Source organism: Pseudooceanicola aquaeponti, assembly GCF_050897975.1.
Classification (GTDB): domain Bacteria; phylum Pseudomonadota; class Alphaproteobacteria; order Rhodobacterales; family Rhodobacteraceae; genus Pseudooceanicola.
In genome coordinates this window covers 428,870-445,759 of sequence record NZ_JBPAXY010000002.1, presented here as the reverse complement: position 1 = coordinate 445,759, position 16,890 = coordinate 428,870, and the positions used below count along the sequence as shown (strand labels likewise).

General features: G+C 69.4%; 15 protein-coding genes. 4 read left to right on the top strand and 11 right to left on the bottom strand.

Features of this window, described 5'->3' with window-relative positions; all coding sequences use genetic code 11:
• Nucleotides 1–60: 60 nt before the first annotated feature.
• Entirely contained in the window at nucleotides 61–1,533 is a 1,473-nt protein-coding gene (locus tag ACRARE_RS05720; protein ID WP_432655447.1) for an MDR family MFS transporter, read from the bottom strand.
• 293 nt (nucleotides 1,534–1,826) lie between these two features.
• Here ACRARE_RS05720 and ACRARE_RS05715 point away from each other — a divergent pair, with 293 nt between their 5' ends.
• A complete protein-coding gene (locus tag ACRARE_RS05715) occupies nucleotides 1,827–2,540 on the top strand; it encodes a VIT1/CCC1 transporter family protein (RefSeq protein WP_432655446.1) in 714 nt (237 codons plus the stop codon).
• Nucleotides 2,541–2,619: 79 nt separating this feature from the next.
• On the opposite strand, the gene rpiB is transcribed toward ACRARE_RS05715, so the two are convergent.
• Complete coding sequence (rpiB, locus tag ACRARE_RS05710; RefSeq protein ID WP_432655445.1) at nucleotides 2,620–3,069, bottom strand: ribose 5-phosphate isomerase B; 450 nt, start codon at nucleotides 3,067–3,069, stop codon at nucleotides 2,620–2,622.
• Between the two features lie 142 nt (nucleotides 3,070–3,211).
• A complete protein-coding gene (hslU, locus tag ACRARE_RS05705) occupies nucleotides 3,212–4,522 on the bottom strand; it encodes an ATP-dependent protease ATPase subunit HslU (RefSeq protein WP_432655444.1) in 1,311 nt (436 codons plus the stop codon).
• A gap of 167 nt (nucleotides 4,523–4,689) precedes the next feature.
• Here hslU and ACRARE_RS05700 point away from each other — a divergent pair, with 167 nt between their 5' ends.
• Both ACRARE_RS05700 and ACRARE_RS05695 read left to right on the top strand, forming a co-directional pair.
• Nucleotides 4,690–4,959 (top strand): BrnT family toxin, encoded by a 270-nt coding sequence (locus tag ACRARE_RS05700; RefSeq protein WP_432655443.1) that lies wholly within the window; start codon nucleotides 4,690–4,692, stop codon nucleotides 4,957–4,959.
• A complete protein-coding gene (locus ACRARE_RS05695; RefSeq protein ID WP_432655442.1) occupies nucleotides 4,922–5,254 on the top strand; it encodes a BrnA antitoxin family protein in 333 nt (110 codons plus the stop codon). The genes ACRARE_RS05700 and ACRARE_RS05695 overlap by 38 nt, the downstream gene beginning before the upstream one ends.
• 8 nt (nucleotides 5,255–5,262) lie before the next feature.
• On the opposite strand, the gene ACRARE_RS05690 is transcribed toward ACRARE_RS05695, so the two are convergent.
• Nucleotides 5,263–6,336: a hypothetical protein gene (locus ACRARE_RS05690; RefSeq protein WP_432655441.1), complete on the bottom strand. Its 1,074-nt coding sequence runs from the start codon at nucleotides 6,334–6,336 to the stop codon at nucleotides 5,263–5,265.
• Nucleotides 6,326–6,883 carry an ATP-dependent protease subunit HslV gene (gene hslV, locus ACRARE_RS05685; protein WP_432655440.1) on the bottom strand — a complete coding sequence of 186 codons (558 nt, stop codon included), beginning with the start codon at nucleotides 6,881–6,883 and terminating at the stop codon, nucleotides 6,326–6,328. Before hslV ends, ACRARE_RS05690 begins: the two co-directional genes overlap by 11 nt.
• Nucleotides 6,884–6,986: 103 nt before the next feature.
• Between hslV and ACRARE_RS05680 the strand changes: the two genes are divergently transcribed.
• Complete coding sequence (locus tag ACRARE_RS05680; protein WP_432655439.1) at nucleotides 6,987–7,928, top strand: hypothetical protein; 942 nt, start codon at nucleotides 6,987–6,989, stop codon at nucleotides 7,926–7,928.
• A 70-nt stretch (nucleotides 7,929–7,998) separates the two neighbouring features.
• On the opposite strand, the gene trxA is transcribed toward ACRARE_RS05680, so the two are convergent.
• Genes trxA through tsaE form a run of 6 tightly spaced genes read right to left on the bottom strand, consistent with a single transcriptional unit; the run spans nucleotide 7,999 to nucleotide 16,883 of the window.
• Nucleotides 7,999–8,319: a thioredoxin gene (gene trxA / locus ACRARE_RS05675; protein WP_432655438.1), complete on the bottom strand. Its 321-nt coding sequence runs from the start codon at nucleotides 8,317–8,319 to the stop codon at nucleotides 7,999–8,001.
• Nucleotides 8,320–8,377: 58 nt separating this feature from the next.
• The gene (gene addA / locus ACRARE_RS05670) at nucleotides 8,378–11,761 is read right to left on the bottom strand and encodes a double-strand break repair helicase AddA (protein ID WP_432655437.1); all 3,384 of its coding nucleotides are present in this window, start codon (nucleotides 11,759–11,761) and stop codon (nucleotides 8,378–8,380) included.
• Nucleotides 11,758–14,724 carry a double-strand break repair protein AddB gene (addB, locus tag ACRARE_RS05665; RefSeq protein WP_432655436.1) on the bottom strand — a complete coding sequence of 989 codons (2,967 nt, stop codon included), beginning with the start codon at nucleotides 14,722–14,724 and terminating at the stop codon, nucleotides 11,758–11,760. The genes addA and addB overlap by 4 nt, the downstream gene beginning before the upstream one ends.
• Entirely contained in the window at nucleotides 14,717–15,376 is a 660-nt protein-coding gene (locus tag ACRARE_RS05660; protein ID WP_432655435.1) for a nucleotidyltransferase family protein, read from the bottom strand. The genes addB and ACRARE_RS05660 overlap by 8 nt, the downstream gene beginning before the upstream one ends.
• A complete protein-coding gene (locus tag ACRARE_RS05655) occupies nucleotides 15,376–16,395 on the bottom strand; it encodes an aminoglycoside phosphotransferase family protein (RefSeq protein WP_432655434.1) in 1,020 nt (339 codons plus the stop codon). Before ACRARE_RS05655 ends, ACRARE_RS05660 begins: the two co-directional genes overlap by 1 nt.
• On the bottom strand, nucleotides 16,392–16,883 hold the full coding sequence (gene tsaE, locus ACRARE_RS05650; RefSeq protein WP_432655433.1) for a tRNA (adenosine(37)-N6)-threonylcarbamoyltransferase complex ATPase subunit type 1 TsaE: 492 nt from the start codon (nucleotides 16,881–16,883) through the stop codon (nucleotides 16,392–16,394). Before tsaE ends, ACRARE_RS05655 begins: the two co-directional genes overlap by 4 nt.
• Nucleotides 16,884–16,890 lie beyond the last annotated feature (7 nt).

Genomic DNA, 16,890 nt, shown 5'->3' with positions numbered 1-16,890 from the left:
AGGGCGCAGGGGACGAAAAACGGCGGGCCCTTTCGGAACCCGCCGTGTTCTTTGTCGCGTTCAATGCCCGCCATGGGCGCCCGCGCCCGGCTGCATGTCCGGCGGGCGGCGCACGAAGAAGCCCGCGACGATCAGCAGCAGCGAGATGGCGGCGGCCACGGTAAAGGCTGCGTGCAGACCGGCGGCGGTGGCGGTGACCATCTCGGCCCCCGAGGCCAGCTCATCGCCGATGCGCAGCGACATGACCGAGACGAAGATGGCGATCCCCGCCGCGCCTGCCACCTGCTGCACGGTGCCGATCACCGCCGAACCGTGGGAATAGAGATGGGCGGGCAGCGACCCCAGGCTGGAGGTGAACAGAGGGGTGAACAGCAGCGCCAGACCGATGCTGAGCAGCAGGTGCGCCACCAGCACCACCCCCATGGAGGAGGCGGGCGTCAGCAGCGTCATGGCCCAAAGGCCCGCGCTGACCGTCACCCCGCCGGGGATCACCAGCTTGCGCGCGCCGACGCGATCGAACAGCCGCCCGACCCAGGGCGACATCAGCCCCATCATCAGCCCGCCGGGCAGCAGCAGCAGCCCCGAATGCAGCGTGTTCAGCCCCATCACCGCCTGCATGAACAGCGGCAGCAGCACGATCATCCCGAACAGCGCCATCATCGCCAGGCCCATCATGATCACCGAAACGGTGAAGACCCGCACGCCCAGGGTGCGCAGCTCCAGCAGGGCGCGGTCCTTCGGCCCCAGCACCAGCTGGCGCCAGATGAACAGCACCAGGCAGACCCCGCCCACGGCCAGCGGCAGCCACAGCGGGATCGGCCCGCCCTCGCCGTGACCCTCGCCGATGGCCGAGAAGCCATAGACCAGCCCGCCGAAACCAAGTGCCGACAGCGGCACCGACAGCAGGTCCAGAGATTTCTCGCGGGCCTCGTTCACGTTCACCAGCTTCAGATAGCCCAGGCTCAGCGCGCCCAGGGCAATGGGCATCATCAGGATGAACAGCCAGCGCCAGTGGAAGAATTCCAGGATCAGCCCCGACAGGGTCGGCCCGATGGCCGGCGCGACCGAGATCACCACCGAGATATTGCCCATGGTCTTGCCCCGGCTTTCGGCGGGCACCAGGGCCATCACGGTGGTCATCAGCAGCGGCATCATGATTGCCGTGCCGATAGCCTGCACGATGCGCCCGGCGATCAGCGGGCCCAGGCTGGGCGAAATGGCGCAGATCAGCGTGCCGAGGGTGAAAAAGCTCATCGCTAGCAGAAAGACGCTGCGCGTCGGCAGCCGTTGCAGCAGGTAGCCGGTGATCGGGATCACCACCGCCATGGTCAGCAGAAAGGCCGTGGTCAGCCATTGCGCCGCATTGGCGGTGACGTCGAGGTCTGTCATCAGCCGCGGCAGGGCCACCGACATCAGCGTCTCGTTCAGGATCACCGTAAAGGTCGAGATCATCAGCAGGGCGATGACCAGCCGGTTGCGGGCCGGATCCAGGTCTTCCGGGTCGACGACAGCCTGGCTCTCGGGTGGTTGCATTTTGGGAATCCTTATCGGGCCCCCTGGGGAGAGGGGGCGAAACATGCGCGCAACATGCTTTCCGCACCTGCGAAGTCAAGCCATGACATGCTGCGATGACACGGGAATGACCCCGGCGCATGGCTTGGTCGGCCCGAAACCGCCGGAAGGTCCGGGGCCGACTGCGTTGCTCTGGCCTGCCCTGCCCGCCGGGCGCGTTGCGGCAAATGCGGCGCGGGCCGAGTTAGCCCTGTTCAGTGGTGCGGGTTTAGTTTAGAATGACTCTAAATAGTATCGCATCTTCGGAGTTGCCCATGTCCCAGCCCGCGCAGCCGTCCGCCCATGCGGACGATCCGCATTTCATGACCCGGTCCAACTGGCTGCGCGCCGCCGTGCTGGGCGCCAATGACGGCATCGTGTCGGTCAGTTCCATCATCGTTGGCGTCGCCGCCGCCACGCCAGAGCCGCGCGCCATCGCCATTGCCGGTGTGGCGGGCCTGGCCGCCGGGGCCATGTCCATGGCGGCGGGGGAATATGTCTCTGTCTCCTCCCAGGCCGACACCGAACGGGCCGACATGGCGCGCGAGGCCGAGGCCTTGGCGGCCGATCCCCAGGGCGAGATGCAGGAGCTGGCCGAGATCTATGCCGCCCGGGGGCTCAGCCCCGAAACCGCCGCCCAGGTGGCGCGCGAGTTGCACGCCCACGACGCCCTGGCGGCCCATATGCGCGATGAGATCGGCGTGACCGAGGTCAGCGCCGCCAATCCGTTGCAGGCGGCCCTGGCCTCTGGCGTGACCTTCTCGGTCGCGGCGATCTGGCCGGTGCTGGCGGCGATCCTGACCCCCGCGCCGCTGGTCATTCCGGTGGTGCTGGGGGTCACGCTGCTGCTGCTGGCGGTGCTGGGCGCGCTTGGCGCCCAGGCGGGCGGCGCGCCCTGGGGCCGGGCGGCGCTGCGGGTGATGCTGTGGGGGGCCTTTGCCATGGCGGTGACGGCGGCGGTCGGGCGGCTGTTCGGCGTCGCGGTCTAGGGCCGCGGGCCAAGGCAAAGGGGGCCCGGACAGATGTCCCGGCCCCCTTTTTACTGCGCGGCGTCCGGTGCCGGTCGCCTCAGGCTTCCATCGCCTTGATCATGTCCACGCGGGTGGCGTGACGGCCGCCCTCGAACTCGGCGCCCAGGAAGGCCTCGACAATGTCGATGGCCAGCGACTCGCCCACGACCCGGGCGCCGATGGACAGCATGTTGGCGTCGTTATGCTGGCGGATCATCCGGGCGGAGAAGCTTTCGGCGCAGACGCCGCAGCGGATGCCGGGCACCTTGTTGGCGGCCATCATGATCCCCTGCCCGGTGCCGCACAGGATGATGCCGAAACGGCAATCGCCCGAGGCCACCAGCCGCGCCGCCTCGGCCCCGCGTTCGGGATAGGGGGTGCTTTCGGGGGTGGTCGGGCCGACATCCACGGCCTCCCAGCCCTGCGTCGCGATATGGGCGGCGATGGTCTGGCGCAGGGCGATGGCGGCGTGGTCGCTGGACAGGGCGATACGTTTGTTGGCGGTCATGGCGGGATCCCGGGCTGAGCTGACGTTGCGCGGCCCGTATCCCCGCAAGGCGGCCTCAGGTCAACAGATCGCGGGGTCGCAGACCGGCAAACGCCCCCGCAGGGGGCTGCGGGGGCGTCTTTGGCGCGGCTATCGAGGGGGGTCAGAGCACGTAGCGGCTGAGATCGGCGCTGGCGGCCAGCTGGCCCACGTTCTCTTCGACGAAGGCCGCATCCACCGTCACCGCCTCGCCCGCCTTGTCGGGGGCGTGGAAGCTCAGCTCTTCGAAGACCCGTTCGATCACCGTGTAAAGCCGCCGCGCGCCGATATTCTCGACCGAGCGGTTCACCTCGGCCGCGATGCGGGCGATGGCGGCGATGCCGTCTTCGGTAAAGGTTACCTTTACCTCTTCGGTGCCCAGCATCTCGGCATATTGCCGGGTCAGGGCGTTGTCGGTCTCGGTCAGGATGCGGGTGAAATCGCCCTCGGTCAGCGCCTGAAGTTCCACCCGGATGGGCAGGCGGCCCTGTAGCTCGGGCAGCAGGTCCGAGGGCTTGGCGATGTGGAAGGCGCCCGAGGCGATGAACAGGATATGGTCGGTCTTCACCGGGCCATGCTTGGTGCTGACGGTGGTGCCCTCGATCAGCGGCAGCAGGTCGCGCTGCACGCCTTCGCGGGACACATCGCCGCCGCGCGCGTCGGAGCGGGCGCAGACCTTGTCGATCTCGTCCAGAAAGACGATGCCGTTCTCCTCGACCGATTGCAGGGCGCTGCGGGTCACCGTCTCATCGTCCAGCAGCTTGTCGGCCTCTTCGCCGATCAGCAACTCATAGCTTTCGGCGACGGTCAGGCGCTTGGTCACCTTGCGGCCGCCAAAGGCCTTCCCGAAGATGTCGCCCAGGTTCATCATGCCCATCTGGCCCGCCCCCGGCTGGCCGGGAATGTCCATCATGCCCAGGGGGTTGGAATTGTCCGCCACCTCCAGCGTGATGACGGTATCGTCCAGCAGCCCGTCGCGCAGCTTCTTGCGGAACATCTCGCGGGTGCCCTCGCGGGCGTCGCTGCCGGCGATGGCCTCGATCACCCGGTCCTCGGCGGCCTGATGGGCCTTGGCCTTCACCTCGTCGCGCATGTAGTCGCGGGTCTGGGCGATGGCCGCGTCGACCAGATCGCGCACGATCTGCTCCACGTCGCGGCCCACGTAGCCCACTTCGGTGAACTTGGTCGCCTCGACCTTGATGAAGGGCGCGCGGGCCAGCTTGGCCAGGCGGCGGCTGATCTCGGTCTTGCCCACGCCCGTGGGGCCGATCATCAGGATGTTCTTCGGATAGACCTCTTCGCGCAGGTCATCGGGCAGCTGCTTGCGCCGCCAACGGTTGCGCAGCGCCACGGCCACGGCGCGCTTGGCGTCCTTCTGGCCGATGATGAACCGGTCGAGTTCAGAGACGATTTCGCGGGGGGTCAGATCGGTCATGGTGTCTCTCTTCTGGTGTTCGGGCAGACATACGCATTCAGGGGGGCGGTTTGAAGGGGTTGCGGTTTGTATATACGGTTCGTATATTCAATTTGTGTGGTGACCCGGCGCGTGTTGCCCCGAGCAAGGAGGCTGAATGCTGAAACCTACTGTTACGGGGCGGAAAGATGGACTTCGAGTACGACGACACCAAGCGCCAGAAGGTGCTGGAGAAACAAGGAATTGACCTGCTGGACGCTGCACGGATCCTGAACGGCGATTGCCTGGTCGCCGCCTCTGACCGCCGTGGCGAAACCCGCTGGCTGGCCATAGGTCTGCTGGAGGGGCGCGAGATCGCCCTGGCCTTTACCAAGCGCGGCGATGCGGTCCGCCTCATCTCAGCCCGGAGGGCAAGAGAAAATGAAAGAACAGCATATCACGCGCGTTTCCCTGGATGAGCTGCGCAAGGCCAAGGGAAAGACCGACTGGAACCGCCTGGACGAGGAAGACCGGCGTGGGGTCGCGCCTGCCCATGATCCCGACATCGACGATGACGACTGGGATCTGGAGGATGCAACGGCCCTGTCAGGTATCTTCGCGGGCGTCGACCTGCCGGAACCCGAGCCGAAAAAGGCCATCTCGCTGCGTGTCGACAGCGACGTGCTGAGCTTCTTCAAGTCTCAGGGCAAGGGCTATCAGACGCGCATGAACGCCGTGCTTCGGGCCTATATGGACGCGAAAAAGGCCGGCTAAGCGGCCCTTTACGCGGCATAGGGCGGCAGTCGATCCTTGCCGGGGAAGTCCGGCAGGGCGCGCATGATGCGGGTGCGGGCCTCTATCCAGTAGCTGCCCAGAAGGGTCAGGAAGACCCCGGTGCCAAGGAAGACGACGATCCAGCCGCGCCCCTGCCCCGAACGGTCGGTGACATACAGCAGCAGGAAGATCAGATAGCCGATCCCGGCGGTCAGGAAGCTGCGCCGGTCCAGCACCACCGCCAGAAGGGTGATCGGCACCAGCGCCAGGGCCATCAGCACATAGCCCAGCCCCGGGCCCATGGCGATGAAGGTCTGGGCCACGGTGTTGACCAGCGCGGGCGCCGCCACCAGGTGCAGCCAGAAGCCCGACGACGACATCCGGCCCAGCCGGTGCGGGTCGCGCGTGTCGAACCAGATCCCGCCCGCCAGCGCCGCCAGGCCCAGAACCAGCGTGCCCCAGGCCACGGTCGAGCCTTCCAGCAGGTCGAAGGGGTTCTCGGCTCCCGCGATGTCGCCGGTGGCCCCCGCGATGGAGAGCACCGCAAAGGCCCCGGTCAGCCCCAGCAGGAACATGGTGAAGGGCACGCGGAAGACGCGGAACCAGGCGATCAGCCCGGCGGCGGTCACCGCGCAGACGATCAGATGCTGGGCCAGGCTGGTGCGGGCGTCGCCGAACAGGTCGTACATGGACGAGAACGGGCTATCCAAGGACATCAGCGATCCGACGATGGCCGCCAGCGCCGTGGCAAAGGCCGTCACCAGCAGGATCGAGGGCAGCATCATCCGCCGCCGCAGGGTGAAATAGCGCCCGAGGAAATAGAAGGCGACGATCGCGAGGGCCATCACCACCGGCACCGACAGGGCCAGGGCCAGGCCGAAGCCGCCGGTGATCAGGATGCCCAGGCCCACGGTGACGAAGATCTCGGAAAAGCCGCGGAACAGCTCGAAGGGTTCATCCTCCGCCTGGCGCAGCCCGGCGCGGGTCTGGGCCAGCGCCGTCAGCGTCGCCGCCTGCGCCTCGGTCAGGTGACCGGCGGCGATGGCGGCGCGCAGATCCTCGCGGGTGATCTCAGCCGTCAATGCATTCCACCGTCAGGTTGCCATTGGTGTAGACGCAGATGTCGGCGGCAATCGCCATGGCCTTGCGGGCGATCTGCTCGGCGTCGCCCTCGTGGTCGTAAAGGCCGCGCGCCGCCGCCAGGGCAAAGTTGCCGCCCGAGCCGATGGCGGCGATGTCATGTTCAGGCTCCAGCACGTCACCCGCGCCGGTGATCACGAACAGGTCCTTGCCGTCGGTGACGATCAGCATCGCCTCCAGCTTTTGCAGGTACTTGTCGGTGCGCCAGTCCTTGGCCAGGTCGACGCTGGCCCGGGCCAGCTGGCCGGGGGTCGCCTCCAGCTTGGCCTCCAGCCGTTCCAGCAGGGTGAAGGCATCGGCGGTGGACCCGGCAAAGCCCGCCACCACGTCATAGCCACCGGGCGACAGGCGGCGCACCTTGCGGGCGGTGCCCTTGATCACGGTCTGGCCCAGCGAGACCTGCCCGTCGCCCGCGACCACCACGCGCCCGCCCTTGCGGACGCCAATGATGGTGGTGCCGTGCCAGCCGGGGAATTCGCTTTCTGCCATGTCTGCCTCCTTTGGTCTGTCAGGCTATATGAGGGCGCCCGCGCCCCGGGGCAACCCGCAGGCCGCCCTTGCCCGGCCCGCAGGCGCAGCCTAGCCTGCGCCCATGGATCCGTCCCGTGACTTTCGCCTTTACCTGTCCAGACGCCTGCGCGCCGAGGTCGCGGCGGGCGATCATGCCTTTCTGGGCCAGGTGACCCGGGTGCTGGAACGGCATGGCTACCGGGTGCTGCCCTCGGCCAATGATCGCGCGGCCAAGGCGGCGGCGCCGGACCTGCCCGGCTGGGCGATGTTTCACATGGAACATCCCACCCACGACCGCGCCCTGGTCTTTCGCAAGGCCTATCACGGCCCCTTCTGGGCCATCGAACGTCAGGCGCAGCGCTGGCGCTGGCCGGTGGCGCAGGCGCGCTTTCCCCTGCACCGGATCGACCCCGAGACCGCCGCCCGCTTCTACGCCCGCTGGCAGCGCCGCCTGTTCGGGCAGGCACCCCAGGCCGCCCGGCGCGACGGCTTCGTCTATATCCCCCTTCAGGGCCGCTTGCTGGAGCATCGCAATTTCCAGGACTGCGCCCCCATCGAGATGCTGGAACGGGTGCTGGAGGGAGAGCCGAAGCGCCCCCTGCTGGCCACGCTGCACCCCAAGGAACGCTATAGCGAGGCCGAGCGCGCCGCGCTGGACAGCCTGACACAGCGCTTTCCCCGGCTGCAATTGACCACGCGGCCCATGGCCGACCTGCTGGCCCATTGTGATTACGTGGTGACGGAGAACAGCTCTGCCGCCTTCTTTGGTTTCTTCTTCGGCAAGCCCGCGATCACCTTTGCGCGGATCGACTTTCACCACATCTGCCTGGGCGCCGACGGCTTCGACCGGATCGCGGACCATGCCCCCGCGTTTGACCGCTATATCTGGTGGTTCTGGCAAAGGCAGAGCATAAATGCAGGCCGCCCCGATGCGGAACGCCAGATCGCCGACCGGCTGCGCCGCTGCGGTGTGCCGCTGGATGACCCGGCCACTGACACCGGTCCCGACCCGACCCCGCAATGAAAAAGGCGCCCCGAAAGAGGCGCCTTTTCCAGACTGAGATCGCAGGGGCCCGAGGGGACCCCGGGCGCGATCAGATGGTCTCGTCGATCCAGCTTTGCAGCGCGGCCTTGGGCGCGGCGCCGGTGCGGTTCGACACGATCTCGCCGTCCTTGAAGATGAACAGCGCGGGAATGCCGCGCACGCCCATGGACATGACCGAGTTGGGGTTGGCGTCGGCGTCGATCTTCACGACCTTCAGCTTGCCGTCCATCTCGGCCGAGATCTCTTCCAGGGCCGGGGCGATCTGGCGGCAGGGGCCGCACCATTCGGCCCAGATGTCGACCAGGACGGGGGTGTCGGATTTCAGGACTTCGGCTTCGAACGTGTCGTCGGTGGCGTGAACGGTAGCCATGGATTTTGTCTCCTACGAGGGAATGTTGATGCGAACCTAGGTATCCGGGCAGGGCCGGTCAAGAAGGCTCGCTGCGGCGCAGGGCCGCCATGACGAGATCGTGGGGCAGTTCGTGCAACGTGGCGCTGCGGGTCCACAGAAGGGCGGTGCGGATGCGGCGGCCCGGGTAGATCTGGGCCAGGGCGGCGGCATAGGCGCCCATCTGGCGCAACAGGCCCTCGGGGGCGTCCTCGGGGCGGGCGGGGATGGTGACATTGGTCTTGAAGTCCAGCGCCCAGACCTCTTCGGCGCCGACGATCAGCCGGTCGATGATGCCATGGATGCGGCGCCCGTCCAGTTCGGCCAGGGTGGCGGAAATGGGCACCTCGGCCAGGGCGTCGGGGCCGAAGAACCGTGCCGTGGCGGGCCGGTCCAGCACGCGGCGGGCCTCGTCCAGCAACAGGGCGCCCTCGGCGGGTTCGGCGCGGTCGGGGCCGCTGCCCAGCAGGGCCTCGGCCTGGGCGGCCCAGCCCTCGGGCGGATGGTCGGGCAGATGTTCCAGCAGCAGGTGCACCTGCCGCCCGCGACGTTTGGCCGCCTCTTCGTCCAGACCGTCCTCGCCCGGCAGGGCCTTGGCCCCACCCAGGTTCTCCGAGGGGCTGAGCGTCTGTTCCGGCCCCGGCGCGGGGGGCGCGGGCAGGCGCGCCCAGTCGGGCAGCATGGGGCGCGCAGGGGGCGTGGGCGGCGTGTCGTCCAAGCGCAGCCCGGCCCAGTCGCCGTTTTCCAGCCGCAGCCCCTCGCCGCCGGGGAAGCTATGCTCGCCTGCGCCCATCTCGGCCATCTGGTCCTCGATCCGGGCGTACCAGTCGCTGCGATCGCGGGCGATCTTGCCAGCGCCACAGACGATCAGCCATTTCTCGGCCCGGGTCATGGCGACGTACAGCAGCCGGTCGCGCTCCTCTTCGGCGCGGGCGCGCCGCGCTTCGCGGGCCGCGCGCATGGGGCTGGGTTCCTCGGTGGCCTTCACCTTCCACAGGGGCATGTCCAGCGTCGGCAGCACCTGGGCACGGTCCTGTTCGGGCGAGTTCAGGCTGTCGGGCAGGATCACCACCGGGCTTTCCAGACCCTTGGCCCCATGCACCGTCATCACCCGGATCTGGTCGGCGGCGCTGTCGGCCTGCCGCTTGATCTGCAATTCGTCCGCCTCCATCCAGACCAGAAAGCCGGTCAGGCTGGGGATCTCGGTCTGTTCATAGACCAGGGCCTGGCCCAGCAGGGCGTCCAGGCCATCCTCGGCCTCTTCCCCCAGCCGACCGAGCAACTTGCGCCGCCCCTCGTGGCGGGTCAGCAGCCGTTCGATCAGGTCGAAGGGGCGCAGGAAATCCGCCTGGTCGCGCAGGTCGTGCAGCACGGACAATTCGGCGGCGTAGGTTTCGGGGTTCTGCCGCAGCACCTGCCACAGGGTCCGCCGCCCCCGGCCCTGGGCCAGGTCGAAAAGGCGCTGTTCATCCCAGCCGAAAAGGGGCGATTTCAGCACCGCCGCCAGGCTCAGATCGTCCTGCTCCAGGGCAAGGAAGTTCAGCAGCGCGGTGATGTCGCGCACCGCCAGTTCCGCGGCCACCTTCAGCCGGTCGGCGCCGGCCATCGGCAGGCCAAGCGCCTTGCAGGCGGCGATCAGATGCGGAAAGACGCGCGAGCGGCTTCGCACCAGGATCATGATATCGCCGGGCCGGATCGGCCGCGCGACATACTGCCCCGTATGCCCCACCTCTTCCGGCACCGGCACCCGGTCGTGCAACATCCGCTGGATCTCTTCCGCGATCTGCCGGGCCAGCAGGACGTGGTGATTGTTCTGTCCCGGCTTGTCCACCGGATCCCACCAATCCTCCTTGTCCTCGACCTCGGGCTTTTCCACCAGCGGCCACAGATCCACCCGCCCCGGCATGGCCTCTTTGAAGGCCTTGTGCCGCTGATCGGGGGTGAAGCCTGCGGCCTCGCGCCCGTCGAAAACGCGGTCGACAAGGCTCAGGATCGCCCCGGCGGAGCGGAAGGAATATTCCAGCTCCAGCACCTGCAAGGGCTGGCCCGTCTCGGCCAGCTGGGCGCCGAAATCGGCGCGCATCCGGTCGAACCCCGAGGGGTCGGCGCCCTGGAAGGAATAGATCGACTGCTTCTTGTCGCCGACCACGAAGATGGTCCGTTCCACCCCGTCGCGGGCGCCCGCGCCAGAGGTGAACTCGCGCGCCAGGGCCGCGATCACCTGCCATTGCACCGGGCTGGTGTCCTGCGCCTCATCCACCAGGATATGGTCGATGCCGCCGTCCAGGCGCCACAGAACCCATTGAGAGACAACGGTATTCGTCAGCAACTCGCGGGTGCGCAGGATCAGGTCGTCGAAATCCAGCCAGCCGCGCGCCTCTTTGGCGCGGGCGTAGCGGGGCAGGAATTCCCGGGCGAAATCCTGAAGCGCCCGGGCCTTGTCGCGGGCCAGCAGGGCCACCCGCAGCTCGCGCGCCTCGGCCACCCGGGCCTGCCAGTCTTCGATTTCCGGCATCAGGTGAGCGTGGGATTTCTTCACCCCCGCAGAGGGGAAGCGCGAGGAGGGCGAGAAGGGTTCCTTGGCCGTGGCGCCGGTCAGGAAAACATCCTCCAGCACCGACAGGGCCGACAGCGAGGGCGCGGTCAGCACCGACAGCTTGTGCAACGCTGTCTCGTCGCCCTTGGTGGTGCCGCCGCGCAGCGCCTCGACCAGATGGCCCAGCCGTTCCATGTCGGCGCGGGTAAAGGCCTGGTCCAGCAGATCCTCGGGCGTCAGCCCGGGCGGCAGGCCCAGCACCTCGTCCAGGGCGTCGCCATCCGGTGCCGTATCGAAAAGGTCGCGGTGCTGGGCGATCTCGGCGGTCAGGCCGCGAAAGGTCTCATCCGTGGTCAGCAGGGCGGCGCGGTGCAGCACCTGGGCCGCGTCGCTTTCGGCGATCTCTTCGACCACGGCGTCGCGCAGGATCAGGGCGTTGCGGTCGTCGACCTCCTGGAACTGCGGCGACACCCCGGCCTCCAGCGGGAAGCGACGCAGCAGCGCGGCGCAGAAGCTGTGGATCGTCTGGATCTTCAGCCCGCCCGGCGTCTCGATGGCCGAGGCAAAGAGGGTGCGCGCCCGCGCCAGCCGGGCGCCGTCGATCACATCCTCGACGCCCAGGCGCTGCAAGGCGGCGCGCAGCGCCGCATCCTCCAGCATGGCCCATTCGCCCAGGCGCTGGAACAGGCGGTTCTGCATCTCTGACGCGGCGGCCTTGGTATAGGTCAGGCACAGGATGTTCTGCGGCGACACGCCGCCCAGCAACAGCCGCGCCACCCTGTCGGTCAGCACCCGGGTCTTGCCCGAGCCGGCATTGGCCGCCAACCAGGTGGAGCGGCCCGGTTCCGCCGCGCGGATCTGCCGGTCGGAGGCGGGATCGCGTTTCATGGCCTGCCTTCCTTCATCACCAGGGGGCGCCGGTCGGGGTCATCGGTGTCTTCCCATTCGCCAAAGCGTGCCAGCTGGTCGTAATCGCTGCCCGTGCGCATTTCCTGCATGGCGCGCCGCGCGGTATAGCCCTTGGCGGGATCGGCCCAGGCGCGGGCCAGTTCGGTGAACTTCTCCCAGACCAGGGCGGGGCTTTCCTCGTCCAGCGGTGCGGCGACCTCCTTGGGGTTGGTGCCCAGGCCAATGTAGGTGGCGCGGGCCACGTCGCGCGGGCCCAGATCGGCGAAGCCTTCGCGCTCGGCAATGGCGGATTCCAGCAAGAGCTGCTTGTCGAAGGCCTTTTGCTGCGCGGGCGTCGGCGGCTCGCCGGTCTTGTAGTCGAAGAGATGCACCCGCCCCTGGGCGTCGACATCGACGCGGTCGGCCTTGGCGGCAAGGGTGATGTCCAGCTCGGGGATCTTCGCCCTCCCCTCCGCCTCCGTATAGACCCGGGCAGCCTCGGCCTGGCGCGCGGCCTCGCCGGCGATGAACCATTCGGCGTTGCGATCCAGCCGGGCCAGCCACAGGGCGCGGGCCTCGCCCCAGGGAACATCGGCGGTCAGCACATCGGCCACGGTGGACAGAAGGGCGGCGCGGGTCAGCGGGATCTCTCCGCCGTTGACCCCCTGCACGAAGGCCTCGATGGCGCTGTGCGAGACGATGCCGCGCATCATCGCGTCGGGGTCGCGCATCAGCGGCCCAAGGCGGCGCAGGCGAAGGATGCGCTTGGCATAGATCGCGTAGGGGTCGCGGATCAGGTGGCGGATGTCGGTCACCCAATAGGTGCGGGGCCGCGCGGCCAGGGGCGGCGCGGGCGAGGGGCGCGGCGCCTTGGGCGCGGCGATCGGCGTCTCGACCTGGCGCACCAGATCCAGCCAGTGGGCGCCGCGTGCCTCCATCGCGGCCAGGGCGGCGGGGCCCTGCTGCTCGGGCAGGCCGTTCAGCAGGTTGGTCAGCCGGTTCAGCCAGCGCGAGGGCACGGTTTCGGCGTCCTGGTTGCGGGTGGCGCGGGTCAGCCAGACCTCGGGCGCGGCCACGGCCTGTTGGAAATCATGGGCCGAAAGGCCGATCTTCCGCTCCGGCAGCAGCAGGCCCGCCGCCTTGCGCATCTGCCGGTTCAGCCAGGGATCGGGCTGCGTCGCCTCGGGCCAGCTGCCCTCGTTCAGCCCGCCCAGGATCACCAGATCGGCGCCCTGCACGCGGGCCTCCAGGGTGCCCCAGATCAGGATATGGGGGTGCGGCTCATCGGGGTTGCGCACCTCTTCGGTGGACAGGATGGCGCCCGCCAGATCGCCGTAATCGCGGGCCGAAAGGGCCTCGCCATGGGGGGCGTCCTCGGCCAGGCGGTCCATCACGCCGCGCGCCTTCTCGCCCGCGTCGCGCAGCCACAGGGTGCCGCTGCCCGCCGCATCGGTGCCCCGCGCGATGGCCTCGGCCAGGGCGATGTGATCGGCCACCCGGGCCTCCAGCGGCTTGGGTTCGGGATGGGCGGCGGCAAAGGCGGTGGCGCAGATCCAGTCGGCCCAAGGCGCGGCCAGGGCCTCGTCCCGGGGGGCGGCGAAGGCCTGGATGTCGTCGGGCGTGGGATGGGGGCGGGCCTGGTCGCGCAGGTGCAGTTCCAGCGCGCGGGTCAGTTCCAGATGGGCGCCGCGCCCCTCGCCACTATGGGTCAGCGGATGTTTCAGCAAAGCCAGCAGGGCCACCGCCGTGGGCGGGGTGTGCAGCAGATCGGCCACCTGCCGCAGCAGCCGCCCCGGGGCCGTGGTCTGAAGCGGCGTGCCGCCGCTGTCGTCCGGCGTGATCCCCCAGCGGGTCAGCGCCGCCGAGACCTGGCGGGTCAGCCCCCGGTCGGGGGTGATCAGCGCGGCGGTGCGCCCCTCTTCGGCGGCCATACGCAGGCGCAGGGCAATGGCCATGGCCTCGGCCCGGGGGCCGGGCGCCTTGACCAGGGTGATCCCCTCGGTGGGCGGAAGAAGCGGGCCCAGGTCCGGCCCCTCCTCCAGCCACTGGTGGGTCACCGGGGCGGGGCGCAGGGCCAGGGACAGCAGGCGGTTGCGCCCCGGATCGGCGGCGGCCTGGGGCGCGCCCTCCTGCGCCCAGGGGGGCACCTCCTCGGGCTCCAGCCCCAGGCCCAGCATCAGCTTGCGAAAGCGGTATTGCGGGTGATCCTCGCCGGTCAGCGGGTCGTCCAGTTCCGACCAGATCCGGTGCGGCAGGTCGAAGTCATAGCCGGGCAGCACCACGGCGCCCTGGGGCAGCCGCGCCACCGCCTGCATCAGCAGGTGCGTCGCCCCGCGCGACCCGGTCGAGCCCGCCAGGATCACCGGGTGCTGCGGCGGGTTTTCCTGCCATTCGGCGATCAGCGTCTCGACCACCCGGCGTTGGCGTTCCTCGGGGTCGGGCAGATCGTCGGCGCGGGGGATCTGGCCGACGATTTCCAGAAAGCGTTGCGCCCGCGCCCAGTGGCCCGACAGGTCCGACACGTCCAGCGCGGCGATGTCCTCCAGCGTGACGCGTTCGCCCTGCATCTCGTCCAGCAGCCGCGCCAGGCTGTCGGCCAGATCGTAAAGCGCGGCGCGCGGCGCCAGGTCCGGCTCTGCCTCCAACAGGGCCGAGATCAGCCGGATCAGCTCCAGACGTCGGCGGATGGACGAGACGGCGGGCGGGATGGCGGCGCGGCAATCCAGGCTGGTCAGCAACTCGATCCGGGGCAGCAGCCGGGCCGGGCCGCTGTCGTAGAGGCGGCGCAGGCGGCGCGCCATGCGGCGGGTGTTGACCACGATCTGCACCCGGGCGCGGGCCTCGGGCGGGGCGTCGCCCAGCCGGTTCTCCAGCCCGCGCAGCAGCAGGGCGGGGAAATCTGCCCCCGGCGGCAGGCCGAAGAGGCGCGGCCCGGGGGTGTCGAAGAGGCGCGGGTCAGTCATCGGCCAGCATCGCTTCGGCCAGGGGGAGGCAATCGGGGCGGCCCACGTCGCACCACAGGCCCGGATAGGACAGCAGGTAAAGCCGTTCGCGCGCCAGGGCGCGGCGCCACAGCTCCCACATCGAGAAGGCGGGGCCTGGGATGCCGTCCATCAGCCGGGGGTCAACGATCTGCGCGCCGGTATAGATGGCGCCCGGGCCGGGGGTGGCGCGGCCGGTGTCGTCGGCCAGGAAATCGCCCTGGCCCAGATGGCCGCGCGCCTGGTCGCGGGGCACGCAGAGCAGCAGGGCATCCATCCGCGCCGGATCCCAGGCCCGCGCCAGCAGCGGCAGGGCGGCGGGGCCTTTCCACACCGCGTCGGTGTTCAGGGTGAAGACCGGGCCGTCGCCCAGCACCGGCAGGGCCTGGCGCAGCCCGCCGCCGGTGTCGAGGATCTGGGGCGCCTCGGACAGGACGGTGACGTCGGTCCCGGCGAAATGGGCCTGAACCTGGTCGGCCAGGTAGTGGGCATTGGCGACGGTCTTCAGCCGCAGATCGCCCGCCTGGGCGCGGGCATGATCCACCAGCGCCCGGCCCGCCACCGGGATCAGCGGCTTGGGCCGGTCGTCGGTCAGCGGGCGCATCCGCGTCCCCAGACCAGCGGCGAATAGCATCAGGGCTGCGGGACGGTTGCGCATTTGTCTTTCAGGGTTTGCAGGATCTCGGGGGTGGGTTCGGGCAGGTCCGTCAGGATGCGCTCGCGCAGGGCCTCCAGCCCCGGGCGATCCAGGCAGCGGGTCAGCAGGCCCCAGACCCGGGGGATGAAATCGACATAGCGCGGGCGGCCGTAATGCATCGACAGCCGGGCGAAGACGCCCAGGATGCGCAGGTTGCGTTGCACGCCCAGCAGGTCATAGGCCAGGCGGAAGGCGGCCGGATCGCGCCCCGTGGCCTCGGCAAAGCGGGGCACCATCACCTCTTCCAGCGCCGGATCGACGTCGCGCCGGGCGTCTTGCAGCATCGAGACCAGGTCATAGGCCGGGTGGCCCAGCGTGGCATCCTGGAAATCCAGCAGGCCAACGCGGGCGACGCCCGCGCGCTTGGGCAGCCACAGCAGGTTCTCGGCGTGGTAGTCGCGCAGGATCACCACCGGATCCTCGGCGCCCAGACGGGCCAGCATCGGTTGCAGGGTGGTGATGAAGAAGGGCAGGTTGCGCGCCCCCTGCCCCGTGGCGCCCGCCTGATACCAGGTATAGGCCAGCACGCTTTTCTGGGTCATCGCGCCCGCGTCATAGGTTTCCAGCCCGGCGGGCGGCGGGGCGGCCTGTAGGACGCGCAGCGCCTCGGCGGCGGAATCGTACAATTCGGGCGCGCGGGCGGGATCCTCGGCGATGACCCGGGCGTAAAGGGCGTCGCCCAGATCCTCCAGCAGCAGCAGGCCCGCCGTGGCGTCCTCTTTCAGCAGCGCGGGCGCCGACAGGCCCAGGCCCGCGAGGTGCCGCGCCAGGGTGCAGAAGGGGCGGATGTCTTCGCCGCTGCCCGGGGGGGCGTCCATCAGCACGGCGGTGGCGCCATCGGCGCGGTGCAGCCGCTGATAGCTGCGCAGCGAGGCGTCGCCGGCCAGCGGGCGCAGCTCGGCCTCCGCCCAGTCGGTGCCAGACAGGAAGGCGCGTTTCTCGGCGTCGCGGCTCATGGGCGGGTCTCTTTCAGGATCTCGGTCAGAAGGGGCTGCCAGCGGGGGGGCGCGGTGATCTGCATCCGCCGCGCCTCGTCACCCTCGCCGGGCAGCGCGGTCAGCTCGATCGCCAGGGTGTCGTCGGGGGTCAGATCGGCCAGGCGATCGGGCCATTCCACCAGGCAGATGGCGGTCTCGAAGGCCTCGTCGAGGCCCAGTTCCACCACCTCCAGAGGGTCGGACAGGCGGTAGAGGTCGGCGTGCCACAGGGGGCCGCGCGTGGTGTCGTATTCCTGGACCAGGGTGAAGGTGGGCGAGGGCACATCCTCTGGCACGGCCAGGATCGACTGGATCAGGGCGCGGGCGAAATGGGTCTTGCCCGCGCCGATGCCCCCCGACAACAGGATCACGTCGCCCGGCACCAGATGCGCGCCCAGGCGGCGGGCCAGGGCGGCGGTGGCCTCGGCCGAGGTCAGGTGGATCTCTTGGGATAGAAGCTCGCTCATCCCTGCC

What these genes read in the sequence shown, in the direction of transcription:
- hslU (WP_432655444.1), bottom strand. Translation starts at nt 4,522, where the DNA reads ATGACCGATCTGACCCCCCGCGAAATCGTCTCTGAACTCGACCGGTTC.
- addB (WP_432655436.1), bottom strand. Translation starts at nt 14,724, where the DNA reads ATGACTGACCCGCGCCTCTTCGACACCCCCGGGCCGCGCCTCTTCGGC.
- ACRARE_RS05680 (WP_432655439.1), top strand. Translation starts at nt 6,987, where the DNA reads ATGGATCCGTCCCGTGACTTTCGCCTTTACCTGTCCAGACGCCTGCGC.
- ACRARE_RS05660 (WP_432655435.1), bottom strand. Translation starts at nt 15,376, where the DNA reads ATGCTATTCGCCGCTGGTCTGGGGACGCGGATGCGCCCGCTGACCGAC.
- tsaE (WP_432655433.1), bottom strand. Translation starts at nt 16,883, where the DNA reads ATGAGCGAGCTTCTATCCCAAGAGATCCACCTGACCTCGGCCGAGGCC.
- addA (WP_432655437.1), bottom strand. Translation starts at nt 11,761, where the DNA reads ATGAAACGCGATCCCGCCTCCGACCGGCAGATCCGCGCGGCGGAACCG.
- trxA (WP_432655438.1), bottom strand. Translation starts at nt 8,319, where the DNA reads ATGGCTACCGTTCACGCCACCGACGACACGTTCGAAGCCGAAGTCCTG.
- ACRARE_RS05655 (WP_432655434.1), bottom strand. Translation starts at nt 16,395, where the DNA reads ATGAGCCGCGACGCCGAGAAACGCGCCTTCCTGTCTGGCACCGACTGG.
- ACRARE_RS05695 (WP_432655442.1), top strand. Translation starts at nt 4,922, where the DNA reads ATGAAAGAACAGCATATCACGCGCGTTTCCCTGGATGAGCTGCGCAAG.
- rpiB (WP_432655445.1), bottom strand. Translation starts at nt 3,069, where the DNA reads ATGACCGCCAACAAACGTATCGCCCTGTCCAGCGACCACGCCGCCATC.
- ACRARE_RS05715 (WP_432655446.1), top strand. Translation starts at nt 1,827, where the DNA reads ATGTCCCAGCCCGCGCAGCCGTCCGCCCATGCGGACGATCCGCATTTC.
- ACRARE_RS05720 (WP_432655447.1), bottom strand. Translation starts at nt 1,533, where the DNA reads ATGCAACCACCCGAGAGCCAGGCTGTCGTCGACCCGGAAGACCTGGAT.
- hslV (WP_432655440.1), bottom strand. Translation starts at nt 6,883, where the DNA reads ATGGCAGAAAGCGAATTCCCCGGCTGGCACGGCACCACCATCATTGGC.
- ACRARE_RS05700 (WP_432655443.1), top strand. Translation starts at nt 4,690, where the DNA reads ATGGACTTCGAGTACGACGACACCAAGCGCCAGAAGGTGCTGGAGAAA.